This window comes from Vibrio sp. 10N.261.55.A7, assembly GCF_002877365.1.
Taxonomy (GTDB): domain Bacteria; phylum Pseudomonadota; class Gammaproteobacteria; order Enterobacterales; family Vibrionaceae; genus Vibrio.
In genome coordinates, this window is sequence record NZ_MCWZ01000268.1 from 1 (window position 1) to 19,470 (window position 19,470).

Genomic DNA, 19,470 nt, shown 5'->3' on the forward strand with positions numbered 1-19,470 from the left:
TATTGATATTAAACGTTTTAGGTGTTTTTAAAAAAGACAAAAATCGATATATTTCGTCAATTACTTGTATTGTGATGATAGGATTGATGAATATTAAGGGTGTGAGGAACAAATATTGAGTCGTTTTTTTATCGTACAGCTGTTAACCATCGTGTTGCTGCTCTTTTATTCTGTTCCCAATTATCTCATGCCGATGTTCGAGCCTGTTTGGTTGCAGCCTGCGATGGTTAAATTCCAGACACTTAGAAGCCAAGGGGTGGCAACGCTATTGGCTGAGCAATTGAATGCCCATTCAACGAATGAACAATCAACCCCAGTAAGTTTGGATAATTTCCCTTATTTAGTTGAGATGAAAAGATTCAACGACCTCAATCTGACTGGCGCTGAAGTGAGCCTACTGAAAGAAGACGGTTTCATGGTCGACCCTGAATCGCTTAATTCTTATAAAATCGTGGATGCAGAACGAGTACTGGTCATCGGTAATCCTGATATTCCCAAGACATCGTCGATGTCGTACGCGCAACGAGAAATCATGGGGACGGTTTTTTTATTAACGCAGCGGTTTGAGCAGACACCGATGGATCAATGGAACGAATTGGCCGAAGAGTTGACGGTTCATTTTCGTTACCCAATAGACATCCAATCATTCGATGAGATCGTCTTATCGAGTGAACAAAAGGAGCGACTTAAGCAAGGAGAACTCATGACAGAGCTGGTGCAAGGAGATCATGAGTATGGCTCAGGCATTGATCGCTTTTATCAACAATTGTCAAATGGGCGTGTTTTGGTTGGTGGCCCGATTGCACCCTTCATTTCAGATAAGTTAGCGATTGGAATAACCTCAGTTTTACTCGCGCTAGGTTTGTTCAATGCTTTGATGTTGATTTTGTGGCTGTTACCTACCTGGCGCACTGCGAAATGTCTGGATCTTGCGACGAAACGGATCAGTGAGCAAATCTATACCAGTCGAATACCCATCTTATTTGCCAGTTTGCTCAATCCCCAAGCACGAACCTTTAACAAAATGGCAGACAGAACTGAGCAGCTTTTTCATGACAACCAGCAGCTAATTTACACTTTTTCTAATGCTTTGAGTCAACCCGTTGATGAAATTGAGCATCAATTAGATCTCTACAAAAAAGAGGTAGGGAATGAAGATAGGCTCGATCAAATGGAGCTTCTGCTTAACGATATGCGCGATTTGACGTCATTGATTTTACTGATCGGGAAATTTAACCGAGAAAAAGATAATAGCCACCGCGTAACGATTGAACTGAGTGACTGGATTAATAGAAAAATAGCACACTGGCAGATTAGGCTTGATAGGGAAGTGACGCTTGTCGACCTCTCTGAGAAACAGTATTTTTCGAGCATGCAGACCTGTATCGACCCTTACTTCTTCGAGCAGGCCATTTTGAGCCTGTTGAGTATTGCAAAACCTTCGCCATACCCACTTGAGCTTTATGTGACGGCTAATCTCACACATACACAAATTAAGGTGTACCAATGTGAAGAGAGAGCCGACACTGACACGCTGAAGGGTATGAATGAGGAGTTTCTTTTTTTGCTTGCTCAACATTACAAAGGGCAAGTATTACATGATCATTTGAATTGCTCAGTCATGTTGGAGGTGCCCAATGTTCTTTCGTAATCTATTGATTCAGCTCGTTCTGATTGTGTCGCTTTCTGCGTTTATCAGCTTTACTTTCCTTCTTCCCACCCTCAATTCACTTTGGCGATCTTATTCTGGGACTGCTCAAGAGATAGAAGCCTATCGATCTGCGGGCGTTGTTCATTTATTGAAGGATTACCTAACCTCGATTGAAAAGGATAAACAGGCGGAAGCATTGGCTGGGCTGAAAAAACAATTCTACTCTTCGATGGTGCTGAAAGATAAAACTCTGTTAGCTCTTACAGACCAGCAATCTCAACGATTAGCGAAAGGAGAATCACTTTATGATACAAGTTCATCGAAGCTTTACCACCAAATTGACGATGCGGGTACGACGTTAGTCATTGATGATCTCGATACTGCAGCCCCTATTCATCGAACGCCCCAAAAAGACGAGATCAGTGCTGTTTTTAATCTCATTACTCAAGATTTAATGTCAGTAAAATCAACGCATTGGCCCGACAGAGTGTCAGAAATAAATGATTACTTTTCCGTCTCGATTGAAATGATGACGCTCAATGATGAGCGATTTTCACAACGTCAACGTGATGCTCTAAGTCGTCATGAACTGGTGTCTGAATACCTAGACCCGATGGATCAGAGTGATATACCAGAATATATTTTTCAGAAAATGCCCAATAACGACAGTGTTATTGTGATTGGGCCGCTAAACAGTCTAATCGAAGAAATCATCAATGAACCATTATTGGTGCGTTTTGTCCTTCTTTTCGGGTTGTCGATATTCTTACCCTTGATCCTTTGGTTGCATCCATCGTGGACGACATCTTTTTCTTTGCTCAAAGCGACAAAACGTTTTGGTGATGGCAACTTGTCTAGCCGTGCTGATATCGTAAAAGGCAGTAACCTAAATGGTCTAGCGACGACTTTTAACAAGATGGCGAAAAAAGTTGAAACACTGTATGAGAACAATATATTGCTAAACAGTGCGGTATCCCATGAGTTGCGAACACCTCTGACGAGAATGGAATTCTCTATTGAATTGCTCAGATCACCATTGGCAAAAAATAAAGAGAAACAGATACACCGCATTGAAAATGCCATATCAGAACTGAGAGTCATGTCGGAAGAAATGGCGTTATACGCGCGTTTTGACCAAGAGCGACCTGACTTTACGTTGGAGTCTACGGAGCTGACTTCTTGGTTTGATCGTATCAGTGAAGAGTGGGTGGGTGGTAAACCTGAAGTCGCTATTAGGGTAGACCATTTATCGGGAGCGATTCATCTCCCTATCGAATCGTTCTACTTTCGAAGAATGATTGATAACGTGGTAAGAAACGCGAGTAAATACGCAGATAAAACCATTAATGTCTACACGCAGGTACTGAATGGGCAGTGCTGTATTACCGTTGAAAATGACGGTGTGACAATTGATGACGAATATAAAGAAAAAGTGTTTGAACCCTTTTTTCGATTGGATCACTCTCGTTCTAGGAACTCTGGCGGAACGGGATTAGGCCTGGCAATTGTGAAGCAAATTGTAATCTGGCATCATGGAAATGTATGGATTGAGGATGGTCCATCAGGGGGCGTAAGTGTTAAGATTACACTTCCCTTCAAAGTGTGATGTTATGGGCTAAGTGGAAGTATCAATGAACCGTCAAAGTATTCTAGTTATTGAAGATGATATCGATATCGCAGAGTCGATATGTGACTACTTACAGCAAGAAGGCTTTAATGCGGTATATGAAGCGAATGGACTGCTGGCCGAGAAGAAAATATTGTCGGATCAACCTTCGCTAGTTTTACTCGATGTGATGCTACCAGGTAAAGACGGTATGAGCATTTGCCGCGATGTTCGTCCTTTTTACAGTGGCTATATCCTGATGTTCACAGCCAAAGAAGATGACATTGACCAAATCGTTGGGTTAGAGGTTGGCGCAGACGACTACTTGATAAAGCCAGTGAAACCTCGACTTCTGTTAGCCAAAATTAAGGCTTTCTTGCGCCGAAGCACATCCATTCCTGCTCAATCCACTCAGTCACTGATCCAGTTTGGATCGTTGTCGATAGATTCGGTCAATCGCACCGTCACTCTAAGTGAAACAGACGTAAGCTTAACGAGTGCAGAGTTTGATTTGTTGGAAATTCTAGCCAAAAATGCAGGTCAGGTTCTATCAAGAACTCAGATTTCTATTGAATTGTTTGGTAGAGATTTTGACGGTTTAGAGAGAGGGATTGATAACAGAATTAGCCAGCTAAGGAAAAAACTCCAAGATACCGATCATGTGAGTCCAAGGTTTAAAACCATTCGAAATAAAGGGTATGTACTGGCCCCAGGGGCCTGGTAAGAGTTAGATAGAATCAATTGATTTTGCTGCGTGCATAGCTTTTCAATCAGCGAATTCTCTTGCTTGGGTGTTGACCAAGTCAATGAGGTGAGCGCTTCGGCCGCCGTTGTAAGCTCTGTATCAAGGTTTAAGCTCGCTGCTTTCTCTGCTGTACTCGATGTCTCTGCTTTTAGGTCCAGCAGTTCTCTGGTCTCTTTTGACTCTTTTGTTATTTGTCGAGTCATCGCTTCTTCAAGCGCTTGTATTTTTCCCAACACTTCCGTGTGGTGCTTATCAGTGTTATCAGCCTGTCAGTAGCCATTTCACCGTTTTCTATCCAGCGAATTGGAAGTAGGTAAAAACCCTTATGAATAGCAAATCTTGCTGCAGCTATTGAAGAAGTGCATCAATACACGATTATTTTCATTTTTATATTTAAGAGAGTTAGCGTGGTGGTCGTAACGGTTTTGGGTCAAAAATGCGACAGCGAGAGAAAAAATTACAATGAATTAAGTCACTGTCATAAAAAGTTAATCTTAATATGGTTGAGAAGTTTTCCGAAATTCATCATATTGTAATGGTCTTGTAATAAAACTCGGAGTGTCTATGGAACATCAAGAAATGATTCAACCAACAAATTTAGGCGTTGTTAGCCGTACGTGTCTCTTTGCACTATTTTCTATCGCTGCCGTTCTGATTGCGATCTAATTGCTCAAGTTTTCATTAGCAAAATCAACGTTGTAAAGAACGTGGTAAAGATAAGGAGAAGCCTATTATGAATGTTTGATCATTTTAGGTATCTTCTCTCCAAGTCTCCAAGTCTCCAAGTTTGTATTTCGTTTCGCTCATACACCTCCGTTTCCTCCTACTGATAATGCTTCTAACCAAATAGCTCGATATAAGAACCCGACAAAATGGTAAAAGATCAAGCCATTACAATTATCTTCAAAGTAGATCCATCTTCTCAATTTCATTCGTGCTCAGAGTTTCTCATTTTTGTCCCGACAAATGCTTTTTGATGAAGTAACAGCCAGAAAAGCGATGGGTTAATGTTCACTAAGGTGCGAGTTCTCCTATATATCCTGGGTGTAAGTGCCTATTTCATATATGAAAAAAGGGCTTAGTTGAATCATTGATTTTACTTTAGGCGGGTATAGTTCCATCATTAAAGTGAGCTGTTAGCTTGATGGTAAGTGGTAGGTTAGAGATGTGATCCGTATCTGTAACGCAATCAAACTTTATAGAAATATCAATAAGTGATGAGCGGTCTAATCTATACACTACGTAAAACTTTTGTTGACCTTAGGTAACAAAGATGCGAACAAAAATGCATATCCTCGTCGTCGATGATGATTTGGAGATTCGCGAGTTATTAGAAGAATATTTAAATAAATCAGGGTTCTTGGTTTCTACTGTCGAAGATGGTGAAAGCCTGCATGCGTATATTGAGAATGAGGGATACCCTGATCTGATCTTGCTTGATGTAATGTTGCCTGGCGATGATGGCTTCTCTCTTTGCCAGCAGTTACGTCGAACCTCTACGGTGCCCATTATTATGCTGACCGCGGTGTCGGATGAGACCGACCAAATTATTGGGTTGGAGATAGGTGCGGATGATTACATTGCCAAGCCGTTCAATCCAAGGCAGTTGATCGCCCGTATAAAAGCAGTGCTAAGACGAGTGCAGAGCAGTGAGCCTGCGTCTGAGGCCGTTTCAAAATCGATATCATTCGGTGACTGGGTGTTAGACACGTTAGCGCATCGAATTGAGAACATGGTGACTCAACAATCACACGATTTATCAGGCAGTGATTTTTCAATGTTGATGCTATTTCTCAGTCGCCCTAATGAAGTGCTTGATCGTGACACCATATCCATCGCCACGCGGGGGCGTGAGTCACTGCCTTTCGAGCGAGGTATTGATGTGCAGTTAAGTCGATTGCGTAACCGTTTGGGAGACAGTGCCAAATACCCACACTACATTAAAACCATGAGAGGCAATGGTTACATTCTTGCTGTGCCTGTTCATCACGAAAGTTAAAGGTGTCGCCTTTTTCGACAATTAGAGACAGTTATGGGTTTAGAACAACGCGTAAAACCAAATTCACTTGTGGCGAGAACGTTGTTGCTGACGTTGTTAGCCGTCGTTATAGCGCAGGGTATTGCCACTTCTATTTGGTATTCTGAATCGAAACAGAAAGAGATAGAAGGGATACATTCTGCTTCTTCGAGTATGGCAACGATGTTTGCCTCAACCGTGACCTTTTTCCAATCTCTTCCCTTTAATTATCGCCACATCGTGCTTGACCAGATACGAAATATGGGTGGAACGCGATTTTTTGTTTCGTTCAACAAAGAAAAACTGACGGTCGACCCCATCCCTAATACTCGCTTAAAGCTGACTTCTGTGAACGCGGTGACAGAGGTTCTTGAAAGTAAGCTCAATAAGGTGGCATCTGTTTCCGTTGATTTTTCGCGCCCAGAGCATTTAAGGTTGCTCAAAAATGACATCTACTTGAGTGATTTACCTAAGTCTTGGGCTCACCATACCCTAACGCTGGGTTCTATTAAGCCGCCTATTCTGGTGGTGCAGATTGAACTTGCGACGAATGAATGGCTCTACATTGCAGCCTTGCTTCCTGCCCCTTACGTCACACTGGATGATACGATTTTGGGTCGAGAGCAGATTATCTTCTTATTACTGTCTACCTTTATCTTGCTGTTATTGACTTATTTGCTTGTGAAGCGGCAGGTCAAACCCCTTAAAAGGTTGGCAAAAGCCGCTAACGAAATGAGCATGGACATCGATCAGCCACCGTTAAAAGAAGAAGGCGCGAGTGAACTGGTGACGGCGACTCGTGCGTTCAATCGCATGCAAAGTCGAATTCGTCGTTACGTATCCGATCGAGAGCACCTTTTTTCTGCCATATCCCATGATCTTAAAACACCGATTACTCGTCTTCGTTTACGCGCAGAACTACTTGAAAGTGATATGAAAAGAAATAAGTTCAATAAAGACTTGGATGAGTTGGAAATCATGGTGAAAGGCGCTCTGCAGTGCGTCAGAGATACCGACCTGCATGAAAATAACGCCCATATTGAAATAGCAGAAGTGATTCAGTCTGTGATTGAGGTGCATAATCAACATGAAGAGAAAGTGACTTTCTATCCGATTGAGTTGAGGCCTATTGTGGCAAAACCGCTGGCGATTAAGCGTGTGCTGACCAATATCATTGATAACGCCGTAAAGTATGGCCAAAGGGCTGAGGTAGTCACAATACAAACCGCAGAGTGGATAAAAATAGTGGTCACTGACCAAGGCAAAGGAATACCAGAAAACAAGCTTGAAGCCGTATTTGAACCCTATTTCCGCATTGCAACAGATGACAGTGGGCATGGCCTTGGCCTAGGTATTTGTCGAAATATACTCCACGGACATGGCGGAGATCTCATAATTAGCAATGATGTAAAAGGCGGGTTAAAAGCACAAATCTATATACCACGAGGGTTAGAAGCTTAATGTAACAAACTTGTTACCTTGAGGTTACGGTTTGTTTCAGAGTTTTTGAATGAGTTGGATAGACTCAATAGTGTTCGGGCATGAATGCTCGTTTACTTAAGTTAAGTAACACTCTTGAAGAGTGACGTCTAATCCAATACATGGAAGATAAAAATGAAAATTAATAAAACCCTACTTACTTTATCCCTCTTAGCTGCTACTCCTTTTTCTCAAGCTGGTGAAGTTGAAGTACTTCACTGGTGGACTGCGGGTGGTGAAGCAAAATCCGCTGCAGTTCTTAAAGAAATGCTAGAAGAGCAAGGCCACACCTGGAAAGATTTCGCCGTTGCTGGTGGTGGCGGTGAAAGTGCGATGACCGTACTTAAAACGCGTGCAGTATCAGGTAACCCACCTTCTGCCGCTCAAATTAAAGGCCACGATATTCAGGAGTGGGGCGGATTAGGCTTCTTAACGACATTAGACAATACGGCAAAAGCAGAGCAGTGGGATTCGATTCTTCCTTCGGTTGTCACTAAAGTCATGAAGTTTGATGGCGAGTATGTGGCGGTTCCTGTCAACGTTCATCGTGTAAACTGGTTGTGGGCAAACCCAGAAGTACTGGAAAAATCAGGCGTTTCTGTACCGACAACACTTGACGAGTTCTTCGTCGCGGCAGACAAAATCAAGGCAGCCGGTTTCATTCCTCTTGCACACGGTGGTCAACCTTGGCAGGACGCGACTGTTTTTGAAGCGGTGGCACTAGAAGTATTGGGCAGCGAAGACTACAACAAAGCATTTGTTGACCTTGATATGGATGTGTTGTCAGGCGACAAAATGACACAGGTTTTCACGAAGTTTAAGAAAATGCGTGACTACATTGATTCGAATTCACCTGGCCGAGATTGGAATGTAGCCACATCGATGGTGATTAATGGTGAAGCCGCAATGCAAATCATGGGTGACTGGGCTAAGGGTGAATTTACGGCAGCAGGTAAAGTGCCAGGTAAAGATTACATCTGTGCGCCTGCTCCAGGGACGGATGGCCAGTTCACATTTAACATCGATAGTTTTGCGTTCTTCGAACTCGGTGAAGGTCCAAATCAGAAAGCACAGCAAGATCTAGCAAAAACCATTCTGACCAAAGACTTCCAAGAAGTGTTCAACCTGAACAAGGGCTCAATTCCGGTTCGTTTAGATATGGACATGTCTAAGTTTGACCAGTGTGCTCTGGATTCTATGTCTACTTTCAAAGCCAGTGCCGACACGGGTGATCTAGTACCAAGTATGGCGCACGGCCTATCCACAACAAGCTACGCTCAAGGCGCGATCTATGACGTCGTCACGAACTTCTTTAATGATCCAAAAGCGGATCCAAAAGAAGCGGCTGGCAAGCTAGCTAAAGCTGTGAAAGCAGCTATCTAACATTTCCGTAGCCTTACTGCTGAATCATTCAGTATGAAAGGCCTCAGTAATACCCCCAAGTGTGGATAGGTTGTGATGACCTATTCACGCTTCTTCAAAGCGCTTTTTGTCTGTGTAAACAAGAGCGGTTTGGGTTGTTATATAACAAGGAAACGTTATGGAGCATGTTTTGACTCAGTCAACTAAGAAGCCAGCAGTAAAGCCTAGCTTTGCCGATAGGCTGCAGAATTGGCTACCAAAGATTGTACTTGCCCCGACAATGCTCGTCACTGTGGTGTGCATATACGGTTACATTTTTTGGACAGCCACACTTTCATTCACTAACTCTCGATTTTTACCCAGCTTCAACTTTGTTGGTTGGGCTCAGTATGAAAAATTAATGGAAAACGACCGCTGGATTACATCGATCACCAATCTTGGTCTCTTCGGTGTGTTATTCATGTTGGTTGCGATTTTACTTGGAGTCGGGCTGGCGATATTCCTTGATCAGAATATACGCAGTGAAGGCGCGATTCGAACGATCTATCTCTACCCAATGGCCCTGTCATTTATTGTCACGGGTACCGCTTGGAAATGGATTTTGAACCCAGGCCTGGGTATCGAAAAAATGATGCACGATTGGGGCTTTATCGATTTCAAATTTGATTGGCTCGTAAACTCTGAAATGTCGGTTTACACCTTAGTTATCGCAGCGGTTTGGCAATCGTCAGGCTTCGTGATGGCGATGTTTCTAGCCGGTCTACGTGGCATTGATTCATCCATTATTAAAGCGGCGCAGATTGATGGTGCAGGGCTACCCTCTATCTACCTAAAAATTGTATTGCCTTGCTTACGACCTGTGTTTTTCAGTGCGGTGATCATTACCTCGCACATTGCGATTAAGAGCTTTGATTTAGTCACGGCGATGACCGCAGGTGGCCCTGGTTATTCTTCAGATCTACCGGCGTTATTCATGTATGCGCACTCATTTACTCGTGGCCAGATAGGGTTAGGGGCGGCAAGTGCAATGATGATGCTTGCAGGTATTTTAGCGATTCTAGTGCCTTATCTCTATTCTGAACTTAGGGAGAAAAAATCATGAGTAACCAACTCAATTTTGGTCGCCTGTTTATTTACTCGACACTTATTTTCTTCTGTTTAGTTTACTTGATGCCACTGTTTGTCATGGTGATCACCTCATTCAAGACCTTGCCTGACATTAAGGCGGGTAACCTAATGAGTCTGCCAAAAGAATGGGTATTCGATGCCTGGTATAAAGCATGGGACAGCGCGTGTACAGGCGTGAAATGTGAAGGGGTGAAAGGCTATTTTTGGAATTCTTTTCAAATGGTTGTACCCGCAGTCGCGATTTCAACATTGCTTGGCGCGTTCAATGGTTACGTGGTGACAAAGTGGCAATTTAGAGGTTCAAACCTATTTTTTAGTCTGCTTCTATTCGGATGCTTCATTCCGTTTCAGGTCGTTCTACTTCCAATGGCTGCCGTGTTAGGCAAATTGGGCTTAGCCAACACCACAACAGGTTTAGTGTTTGTTCACGTGGTTTATGGCATGGCATTCACAACTTTATTCTTCAGAAACTTCTATATGAGTATTCCTGATGAATTGGTTAAAGCGGCGAAACTTGATGGGGCTGGTTTCTTCACCATTTTCTTCAAGATTTTGTTACCGCTTTCTACGCCGATCATCATGGTCACGGTTATCTGGCAATTCACCGCAATCTGGAATGACTTCCTATTTGGTGTGGTCTATTCAGGCTCTGAAACTCAACCTATCACAGTGGCTTTGAATAACCTGGTGAATACCAGTACAGGCATTAAAGAATATAACGTTGATATGGCTGCGGCCATCATCGCAGCACTGCCGACATTAGTCGTGTATGTCTTAGCAGGAAAATACTTTGTTCGAGGCCTAACGGCGGGATCGGTAAAAGGATAATTATTATGGCAACTTTAGAACTCAAGCAGATCCGCAAAACCTACCCAAAAGCGGACCAAGAAACACTAAAAGGCATCGATATCAGTATCGACTCGGGTGAATTCTTAATCTTAGTCGGGCCGTCAGGTTGTGGTAAATCGACACTGATGAACACCATCGCTGGCCTTGAAGGCATCAATGAAGGTGAAATTGTTATTGATGGAACAGACGTTGCGAGTGTCGAACCCAAAGATCGTGATATCGCAATGGTTTTTCAATCTTATGCGTTGTACCCAAATATGACCGTACGAGGCAATATTGCCTTTGGTTTGAAGATTCGAAAAATGCCGCAAGTTAAGATCGATGCAGAAGTGAATCGCGTGGCTGAGATGCTGCAAATCGAACAGCTTCTTGACCGAAAACCGTCACAGTTATCAGGTGGACAGAGACAGCGTGTCGCGATGGGGCGTGCACTCGCTCGTCGACCTAAGTTGTACCTTTTTGATGAACCGCTATCGAACCTTGATGCAAAACTGCGTGTTGAGATGCGTCACCAAATTAAACGCTTACACCAGAAACTCAACACGACCATCGTTTATGTTACTCACGATCAGATTGAGGCGATGACCCTTGCCGACCGTATTGCGGTAATGAAAGACGGTGAGTTGCAGCAGTTGGGTACGCCTAAAGAGATCTACAACAAACCGAATAATATGTTTGTGGCTGGCTTCATGGGCTCACCGTCGATGAACTTTATCAAAACCGTGGTCGATTTGGATGATGAGAATCAGCCAATCATCCGTGTGACCGGGTCTAACGATCAGGCGCATCATATTAAGCTACCACAATCGATGCGTGAGCAAGATGGCAAAGAGGTGGTGATTGGTTTAAGGCCTGAGCATATCAGTGACTCACAAAGTGAAGATACAACGGCTTCAACGCTGTTGGATCTGAAACTCGAAGTTCTAGAGCCGACAGGGCCCGATACGATTGCGATGATCAAAGTGAATGATCAAGAAGTCGCTTGTCGCCTCTCTCCTGAATGCGAAGTGAGCGTGGGTCAAACTGCGCCGCTGCACTTTGACCTTTCAAAGGCGGTTTTCTTTGATGCGAATACCGAGCAACGCATCGATTTTTAAAAGACATAACATTAAGTAGAGAGTTCGTTTTAGAGGTGCACCTTCAAATTGGTCGTGAGGTATTCCTCAGTATGTCATGGCTGAAATATTCGGGGGAGTTTTCAGGTATTTTATGCTTGGGGGAAGGTGCACTTCGCTTTAATCGTCGCGTTATTTAAAAGGACAAGAAAATCCTAATGATAAAAGCGTAAATAGCGTTAATACTATAGGGTGCCCATAAAAATAACGGTGTCTAACAAACACAGGGCAAAACACCTAAAACTAGGTGAAAGTTGGTTCTCCTTCCCAGCTTTCACCTTTTTTGTGCCTATTCGTAACGTGCTTACTCATAACGTGTTTCCGTCAATGGTTTTGCTCATTGTTCATTGTTGCTTGAGTCATTTCTGCCCCATCTTTACGAAAAGTATGGGTCATTTTCCACCCACTTTTCCAATGCTTGAGTTTCAAAAACCAATAGTTAGACGGTTGAATATTTGTTAATGCCTTGTAAATAAAGGCGTGTAAAGAAATTGTTATCAGTTGGCGCGCTAATTGCTCTTTAGATAGGTATCAGCCCATAGATGGTGCTGTTTATAACTAAGGAGAATAATAATGTTTAAACCTCTTACCCTACTGTCTGTCTCTGCTCTGGCACTGACCAGTTTTAATGCTGCCGCAAATTGTGATCCAGGCGAAATCGTGGTCAAGTTCAGCCACGTGACGAATACAGACAAGCACCCGAAAGGGATTGCTGCATCCTTGCTAGAAGAGCGTGTAAACACGGAAATGAATGGTAAAGCTTGTATGCAGGTTTTCCCTAACTCAACACTGTATGACGACAATAAAGTGCTGGAGGCGATGCTAAATGGCGATGTTCAACTTGCTGCGCCTTCTTTGTCTAAGTTTGAGAAATTCACGAAGAAATTCCGTATTTTTGACTTGCCGTTTTTGTTTGAAGACGTAGAAGCGGTTGACCGCTTCCAAAACTCAGAATCGGGTGACAAGCTTAAGAATGCAATGCAACGACGTGGCCTTCAAGGTCTTGCTTTTTGGCATAACGGCATGAAGCAAATGTCGGCTAATAAACCACTTATCTCACCTCAAGATGCGGATGGCCTGAAGTTTCGCGTACAGGCGTCAGACGTACTTGTTGCACAGTTTGAACAGCTAGGCGCAAACCCACAAAAGATGTCATTTAAAGAAGTGTATGGTGGTTTGCAAACCAAAGTTATCGATGGTCAAGAGAACACTTGGTCAAATATCTACGGTAAGAAATTCTTCGAAGTTCAAGACGGTGTGACGGAAACCAATCACGGTATTTTGGATTACCTTGTCGTGACATCAAACGATTTCTGGAAGGGCCTACCTGATGATGTCAGAGATCAACTGGGCACGATCATCCAAGAAGTGACGGCGACACGTAATGCAAAATCGTCAGAAGTTAACCTTGCTAACCGTAACAATATCATCGAAGCCGGTGGTGAGGTTCGCACTCTAACGGCAGCACAGCGTCAAGAGTGGGTGACAGCGCTAAAACCAGTGTGGAATAAATTCGAAAAAGATATTGGCTCAGATCTCATTGAAGCCGCTATTGCTTCAAACAACTAAGCCATTGCGCCTGCACGTGTTGTAGGCGCATTTTCTTGCTGCTTTATTATTAGCAGTGAGTGTAAGTCCTAATCTCATGGAATAGAACAATCTCATGGAACAGACCAATCTTGTAAAACCGACTCGGTTACAAAAAATAGGCAACGTGACAGATGCCATTGAAGAGACATTAATCGCCTTTTTCTTGGGGGCCATGACTCTCCTTACTTTTGCCAATGTCGTCTTTCGATATGCCTTTAATGACAACATTTTGTGGGCATTAGAGCTCACCGTCTTCATGTTTGCTTGGATGGTCCTTGTGGGCGCGTCTTATGGCGTTAAAAAGCACTTTCATATTGGCGTCGATGTGGTCATCAATATGGCGCCTGAAAAACTGCGTAAGGCGTATGCTGTGATCGCGGTTGTTTCCTGCCTTGCTTTCTCAATTTTACTGCTCATCGGTTCATGGAATTACTGGTACCCGTTTGCCACGGAAAGAGCTTGGTACGAGACCGATGATATTCCAATGCCCGAAATGCTTCAGTTTTTATCTGATTGGCTAAATGAAGGCGAGAGATACGAGAAACTCCCAAGGTTTATCCCTTATATGGCGTTACCGATAGGTATGGCATTGCTGACTTTTCGTTTCATTCAGATCGCTTACCAGATTTTCAACGGAAGCTTGGATCGTATGATCGCTGGGCATGAAGCCGAAGAAGATCTCGAAGCATTGAAAGCGGATGTTTTGGCGGGTTCTGATGAGATGGCCACCGCGCCACTTGATTCAAGTAATCAATCGAAATCTGATATTAAATCAAACGGAAAGGAAGACTGATCAATGGCCATGTTATTTCTATTTTTAATGGTGATTGCGTTCATGTTGGTGGGTGTGCCAATCGCAATTTCTTTAGGCTTATCGAGCATCCTTTTCCTGTTGATGCACTCTGATGCTTCACTTGCGTCTGTGGCACAAACCTTATTCAACGCCTTTGCTGGGCACTATACCTTGCTAGCAATACCGTTCTTCATTTTGGCTTCTAGTTTTATGTCGACAGGTGGCGTGGCGAAAAGGATCATTCGATTCGCTATCGCGATGGTGGGCTGGTTCCGTGGTGGTCTAGCCATGGCTTCGGTTGTTGCCTGTATGATGTTCGCGGCACTCTCTGGGTCATCACCTGCAACCGTTGTTGCAATTGGTAGTATTGTTATCGCTGGTATGGTGAAAAATGGCTACACCAAAGAGTTTGCAGCAGGGGTTATCTGTAATGCGGGTACGCTGGGTATTTTGATCCCACCATCGATTGTTATGGTGGTGTACGCCGCGGCGACGGATGTTTCGGTCGGCCGAATGTTCCTCGGTGGTGTTATACCTGGACTGTTGGCGGGCGTCATGCTGATGATCGCGATCTACATTACGGCTCGTATTAAGAAAATTCCGGCGCAACCTTTTGTGGGTTGGGGAGAAACTTTCGCCGCTGCAAAAGACGCGAGTTGGGGCTTACTGTTGATCGTTATCATCCTTGGCGGGATATACGGTGGTATCTTTACGCCAACAGAAGCGGCTGCGGTCGCTGCGGTCTACGCCTTTTTCATTGCGAACTTTATTTATAAAGACATGGGGCCGTTTGCTGACAAAAATAATACCAAACCCGTCCTAGTCAAAATCTTCCAGACGTTTGTTCATAAAGACACGAAGCATACCCTTTATGACGCGGGTAAACTGACGATAATGCTATTGTTTATCATCGCCAACGCACTTATCTTAAAGCACGTTCTAACCGAAGAACGTATTCCACAAATGATCACTGAGTCTATGCTATCTGCCGGTCTGGGCCCAATCGCTTTCTTGATTGTGGTTAACGTACTGCTCTTGATCGGCGGCCAGTTTATGGAGCCATCAGGTTTGTTAATCATTGTGGCACCACTGGTTTTCCCTATTGCGATTGCACTTGGTATTGACCCTATTCACCTAGGTATCATGATGGTGGTGAACATGGAGATAGGGATGATCACCCCGCCTGTTGGGTTGAACTTATTTGTGACCGCTGGGGTGGCTAAAATGTCGATGATGAATGTCGTCAAAGCGGCGCTACCTTGGGTAGGGGTTATGTTCTTATTCCTTATTATTGTTACTTACGTTCCTTGGGTTTCAACCTGGCTACCAACAACGTTAATGGGGCCTGAAATCATAACCAAATAACGACGGGTAAACCCTTATGAGCCTCTACGAATTTAGTAGGGGCTTTTTATCATTTGAGCCGTCGGTTTTCTAGATAGGACTGTTCTATAGTTAACTTTATGTGCTCTTGGGCAAACGACAGGTGAACCTATGGAAATGCATCAACATTCGATAACGGAGCTGTTCAACCAGTTGGGGCTTGGTAGCTCTAAAATTGAAATCCAAGACTTTATTGCGGAACATAATGGAATGACGGCTGGGCAGGTGATACATGAAGCGGCGTTTTGGTCGAAGTCTCAAGCAGACTTTCTTAAAGTAGCGGTAGAAGAGGACGCGGATTGGGCGGAAGTCGTTGGCCAACTAGACGCACTGCTGCATCACTGATAAGTATCTAGCCCATGGCTAACCGATGTAGAAAGAGCAGCAACACGCTAAGGTGTTACTGCTCTTTTTTTGTATCTCGCGAATGTCTAATTTCCGGAATCAATCCGATTTGTACTCTTCTTTTGTCAGTTGATACCGCTGCATTTTGTCGTAAAGCGTTTTTCTGGGCAGCTCTAATTGAGCCATTGTTTCCTTGATGCTGCCATTCGTTTGAATCAAAGTTTGCTCTATCACACTTCTTTCGAACTCGCTTACCTGCTGGGACAATGATGAAGCGTCGCTGGTTTGAATATCATTTTCATTGAGTAACCCTAATTGCCCAAGCAATACGAACCTTTCTGCGGTGTTTCGTAACTCTCTAACGTTCCCCGGCCAATCATGGTTGATGATTTTACCGAGTTCTGCATTGGGGAGTGCGGTAGCGGCTTTGCCAAACCTCGCAGCGGCCACTAGAAGAAAATGGTGGAAGAGGGAAGGGATGTCTTCTTTTCGTTCACGTAGCGGCGGCAAGTCGAGAGTGACAACGTTCAGTCGATAGTATAAATCTTCTCGAAATGAGCCAAGTTTGGCCGCTTTTTTAAGATCGACTTTCGTCGCGGCAATCACTCTAATATTCAGTGAATGCAGCGTATTAGACCCTACTCGTTCAAATTGGCGTTCTTGCAATACTCTTAAGAGCTTAATTTGAGCTTGCATCGGCATGGATTCAATTTCATCTAAGAACAAAGTACCGTTATGAGCGTGCTCGAGTTTGCCTATCCGGTGGCTATCGGCGCCAGTAAACGCGCCTTTTTCATGCCCATAGAGTTCACTCTCGATGAGATTCTCAGGAACCGCGCCACAATTAATGGCGACAAAGTTTTCTTCTCTACGTCCGCTTTGTTCATGCAGTGAGCGGGCAACCAACTCTTTGCCTGTTCCCGTTTCTCCAAACAACAGGATGTCTGCCTGAGTATCGGCGACGTGACTAATGGTGTCTCTCAGGTTTTTAATCGATGGCGTGTCCCCAATAATTCTAGGGCCTAGGATTTGGCTGGCTTTAAGAGAGCGCTTGAGTTCTTCATTTTCAATGGTGAGATTGCGTTTATCGATAGCTCGATTAACGGTTTCTATTAGCCTTGCGGTTGAGAATGGCTTTTCGATGAAGTCATAGGCGCCAGCTTGCATCGCAGACACCGCCATTGAAATATCCCCATGACCCGTAATTAGGATGACGGGAATGTCTGGGGTTTGTTTCAAAATTGTGGAAAGCAGGTTCTCTCCTGAAATACCCGGTAAACAAATATCGCTGATGATGACCTTTGGCGAGCCCGCGGATTTAATAGCAAGCAACGCTTCTTCGGCAGAGGCAAAAAAACTGGCACTAATATCTTCTAGTTCAAAGCTTTGCTCGATAGCAATGCGAATATCAATTTCATCGTCGATAAAAAATACATCACTCATCGCCGTTCCTTTCTGGTGTTGAGTTTATAGTGAGGGTTTGTGAGCGTGGGATCTTAATGGAAAAGCACGCGCCACCTAAATGCGAAGGCAGGTAACTTAACTTTCCGTTCATCGCTTCGATAATCTGCTGCGAGATAGAAAGCCCCAATCCTAATCCATTTTTCTTAGTGGTAAAAAATGGGGCGAATAATTGGTCTGCTGTCTGGGCATCAATTCCAGGCCCATCATCATCAATAGTAATCGTCACGGACGACGCATCAAATGAGGCATTCATTGAGATGCTTTTTATAGCTTGTCCGTCCAACGCTTGTATCGCGTTGGTGAGCAGATTTACAAGCACTTGCTCCAACTGAATTCGATTGATACTAACCTCTGGAAGATTAGGTTGAGTCGAACGTGAAAATTTGATCATATTGGCTTTTAACTGTGGCGACATCAGCTCCACTGCGGCACTTAAAACGGGCTCGACGGGTAATAAAGATTGATCGTCCAGTTCGGTTTTACGTGCATATGAGCGCAATTGATCGCTAATTTTCGCCATACGCTCTGTTAATAATGAAATCCGAGTGAGGTTGTCATCAACTCTGTCGAGCTTCTGCTTACTCAAGAATTGTTTCCCATTATCAGCAAAGCTACGAATTGCGGCTAACGGGTTATTGAGCTCATGGCTGATACTGGCTGACATCTCACCAAGAACCGCTAGCTTGGCTGCTTGAATGAGCTCCTCTTGAGTGTGTCTCAACGTGGTCTCGGTTCGAACACGTTCCGCGATTTCAGCATGCAGCTCAGCGGTTCGTGACATAACTTGAAACTCTAGTTTTTGCTTCGCTTCATTTTGTAATTGCTCAAGCTGTCGGTGCTTCAGTCGTCTGTTATGAATCAACAAAGTTGCAAGGTAAATCACGCTGAACACTAACGCCAGAATGATGATGAACCCTAGAACACTCCAAACAATCGCGCGTTGAGAGGTCAGTACACGGATGGTTAATGGCAGTTTAGACAGTGTATTTGATGAGTAGAGGTAACTGCCTAGCAAATCACTTTTATGAGGATTAGTAAGTTTGCCCTGATGAGCCGAGAGTAGGCCGCTAAATCCTAATGAACGGATGTTTGTATCTAGATACTGGCGACTATTCTTGATTCGACTGCGTTGGGCATCGCTGAGAGTCGTTAGGCTCTTAAACAACCAATCAGGTTGGTTTGACATGAATACAACGTTGTCTTTGTCGGTGACAATAAAAAAGTTATCTTTGCCTCTCCAGCTCTCTTCTATGAGAGAAAGGTCCATTTTCACGACGGTCACTCCAATGATTTCACCAGCGTGAGAAATGGGGTACGAATAGTAGTAGCCACGCAAGCCAGACGTAGACCCTAAGGCGAAATACTGGCTGGTGGAGCCTTGAATAGCATTGATGAAATACGGTCGCCAAGCGAAATTACGGCCAACAAATGAGCGCGAGATATTCCAGTTACTGGCCGCGATTGTCGTACCATCTTTGTCTAGCAAATAGGTATCAGCCGCTTGAATGACCTTATTCACTTGCTCCAAATAGCGATTTGTCACCTCAATCTGTGCGCTATTGCTTGGCGCAAGAAGGGCGTCTTGTAGCTCTTTATCTTTGGATAACAATTGCGGTATATGGTTGTACTTGTCTAATTTTGATGTGATGTATTCTGAAAATCGTTCCAGTTGCGCATTATGTCCTTCGTAGACCACTTGGGTTCGTTGGTCCCAGACTATTTTACTACCAATGATGGCACAAATAATGAAGAGTGCGATGAAGGTGATATTTATGTTTCGTATTCTCAATGTTCATTCCCTATGATCACATTCTCTAGATTAATGGTTGATGTAAAAGTTGAGTGAAAATCGTAGTGAATATGTGGTGTGAAACAGGAGGAAGATCTCTTTTTACCATTTTTACCAAAAAAACCGGCTATTTCTCTTGAAATCGAATCTAAAG

General features: G+C 43.8%; 15 protein-coding genes. 13 read left to right on the forward strand and 2 right to left on the reverse strand.

Going from position 1 to position 19,470, the window contains the following annotated elements:
* The first annotated feature begins 115 nt into the window (after positions 1-115).
* The 13 genes from BCU12_RS11520 to BCU12_RS11580 all read left to right on the forward strand — a co-directional run bounded on the left by BCU12_RS11520 (position 116) and on the right by BCU12_RS11580 (position 16,063).
* Positions 116-1,651, forward strand: coding sequence for a hypothetical protein (locus tag BCU12_RS11520; RefSeq protein WP_102404392.1), 1,536 nt, complete (start codon positions 116-118; stop codon positions 1,649-1,651).
* Positions 1,638-3,257: an ATP-binding protein gene (locus tag BCU12_RS11525; RefSeq protein ID WP_102404393.1), complete on the forward strand. Its 1,620-nt coding sequence runs from the start codon at positions 1,638-1,640 to the stop codon at positions 3,255-3,257. Before BCU12_RS11520 ends, BCU12_RS11525 begins: the two co-directional genes overlap by 14 nt.
* Positions 3,258-3,282: 25 nt before the next feature.
* Entirely contained in the window at positions 3,283-3,981 is a 699-nt protein-coding gene (locus BCU12_RS11530; protein WP_102404394.1) for a response regulator, read from the forward strand.
* A 1,294-nt stretch (positions 3,982-5,275) separates the two neighbouring features.
* Positions 5,276-6,001, forward strand: a complete 726-nt coding sequence (locus tag BCU12_RS11535; protein WP_102404395.1) for a response regulator — start codon at positions 5,276-5,278, stop codon at positions 5,999-6,001.
* A 33-nt stretch (positions 6,002-6,034) separates the two neighbouring features.
* A complete protein-coding gene (locus BCU12_RS11540) occupies positions 6,035-7,480 on the forward strand; it encodes an ATP-binding protein (RefSeq protein ID WP_102404396.1) in 1,446 nt (481 codons plus the stop codon).
* A 153-nt stretch (positions 7,481-7,633) separates the two neighbouring features.
* The gene (locus BCU12_RS11545) at positions 7,634-8,881 is read left to right on the forward strand and encodes an ABC transporter substrate-binding protein (RefSeq protein WP_102404397.1); all 1,248 of its coding nucleotides are present in this window, start codon (positions 7,634-7,636) and stop codon (positions 8,879-8,881) included.
* A gap of 157 nt (positions 8,882-9,038) precedes the next feature.
* A complete protein-coding gene (locus tag BCU12_RS11550) occupies positions 9,039-9,962 on the forward strand; it encodes a sugar ABC transporter permease (RefSeq protein ID WP_102404398.1) in 924 nt (307 codons plus the stop codon).
* On the forward strand, positions 9,959-10,816 hold the full coding sequence (locus BCU12_RS11555; RefSeq protein WP_102404399.1) for a carbohydrate ABC transporter permease: 858 nt from the start codon (positions 9,959-9,961) through the stop codon (positions 10,814-10,816). Before BCU12_RS11550 ends, BCU12_RS11555 begins: the two co-directional genes overlap by 4 nt.
* 5 nt (positions 10,817-10,821) lie before the next feature.
* Entirely contained in the window at positions 10,822-11,934 is a 1,113-nt protein-coding gene (gene ugpC / locus BCU12_RS11560) for a sn-glycerol-3-phosphate ABC transporter ATP-binding protein UgpC (RefSeq protein ID WP_102404400.1), read from the forward strand.
* Between the two features lie 591 nt (positions 11,935-12,525).
* Complete coding sequence (locus BCU12_RS11565; RefSeq protein WP_102404401.1) at positions 12,526-13,521, forward strand: DctP family TRAP transporter solute-binding subunit; 996 nt, start codon at positions 12,526-12,528, stop codon at positions 13,519-13,521.
* Between the two features lie 94 nt (positions 13,522-13,615).
* Positions 13,616-14,335 (forward strand): TRAP transporter small permease, encoded by a 720-nt coding sequence (locus tag BCU12_RS11570; RefSeq protein ID WP_102404402.1) that lies wholly within the window; start codon positions 13,616-13,618, stop codon positions 14,333-14,335.
* A gap of 3 nt (positions 14,336-14,338) precedes the next feature.
* Complete coding sequence (locus BCU12_RS11575; protein ID WP_102404403.1) at positions 14,339-15,700, forward strand: TRAP transporter large permease; 1,362 nt, start codon at positions 14,339-14,341, stop codon at positions 15,698-15,700.
* 129 nt (positions 15,701-15,829) lie between these two features.
* Positions 15,830-16,063, forward strand: a complete 234-nt coding sequence (locus tag BCU12_RS11580; protein WP_102404404.1) for a DUF2789 family protein — start codon at positions 15,830-15,832, stop codon at positions 16,061-16,063.
* Positions 16,064-16,162: 99 nt separating this feature from the next.
* On the opposite strand, the gene BCU12_RS11585 is transcribed toward BCU12_RS11580, so the two are convergent.
* A complete protein-coding gene (locus BCU12_RS11585) occupies positions 16,163-17,506 on the reverse strand; it encodes a sigma-54 dependent transcriptional regulator (protein ID WP_102404405.1) in 1,344 nt (447 codons plus the stop codon).
* Positions 17,499-19,316: an ATP-binding protein gene (locus tag BCU12_RS11590; protein ID WP_102404406.1), complete on the reverse strand. Its 1,818-nt coding sequence runs from the start codon at positions 19,314-19,316 to the stop codon at positions 17,499-17,501. Before BCU12_RS11590 ends, BCU12_RS11585 begins: the two co-directional genes overlap by 8 nt.
* Positions 19,317-19,470 lie beyond the last annotated feature (154 nt).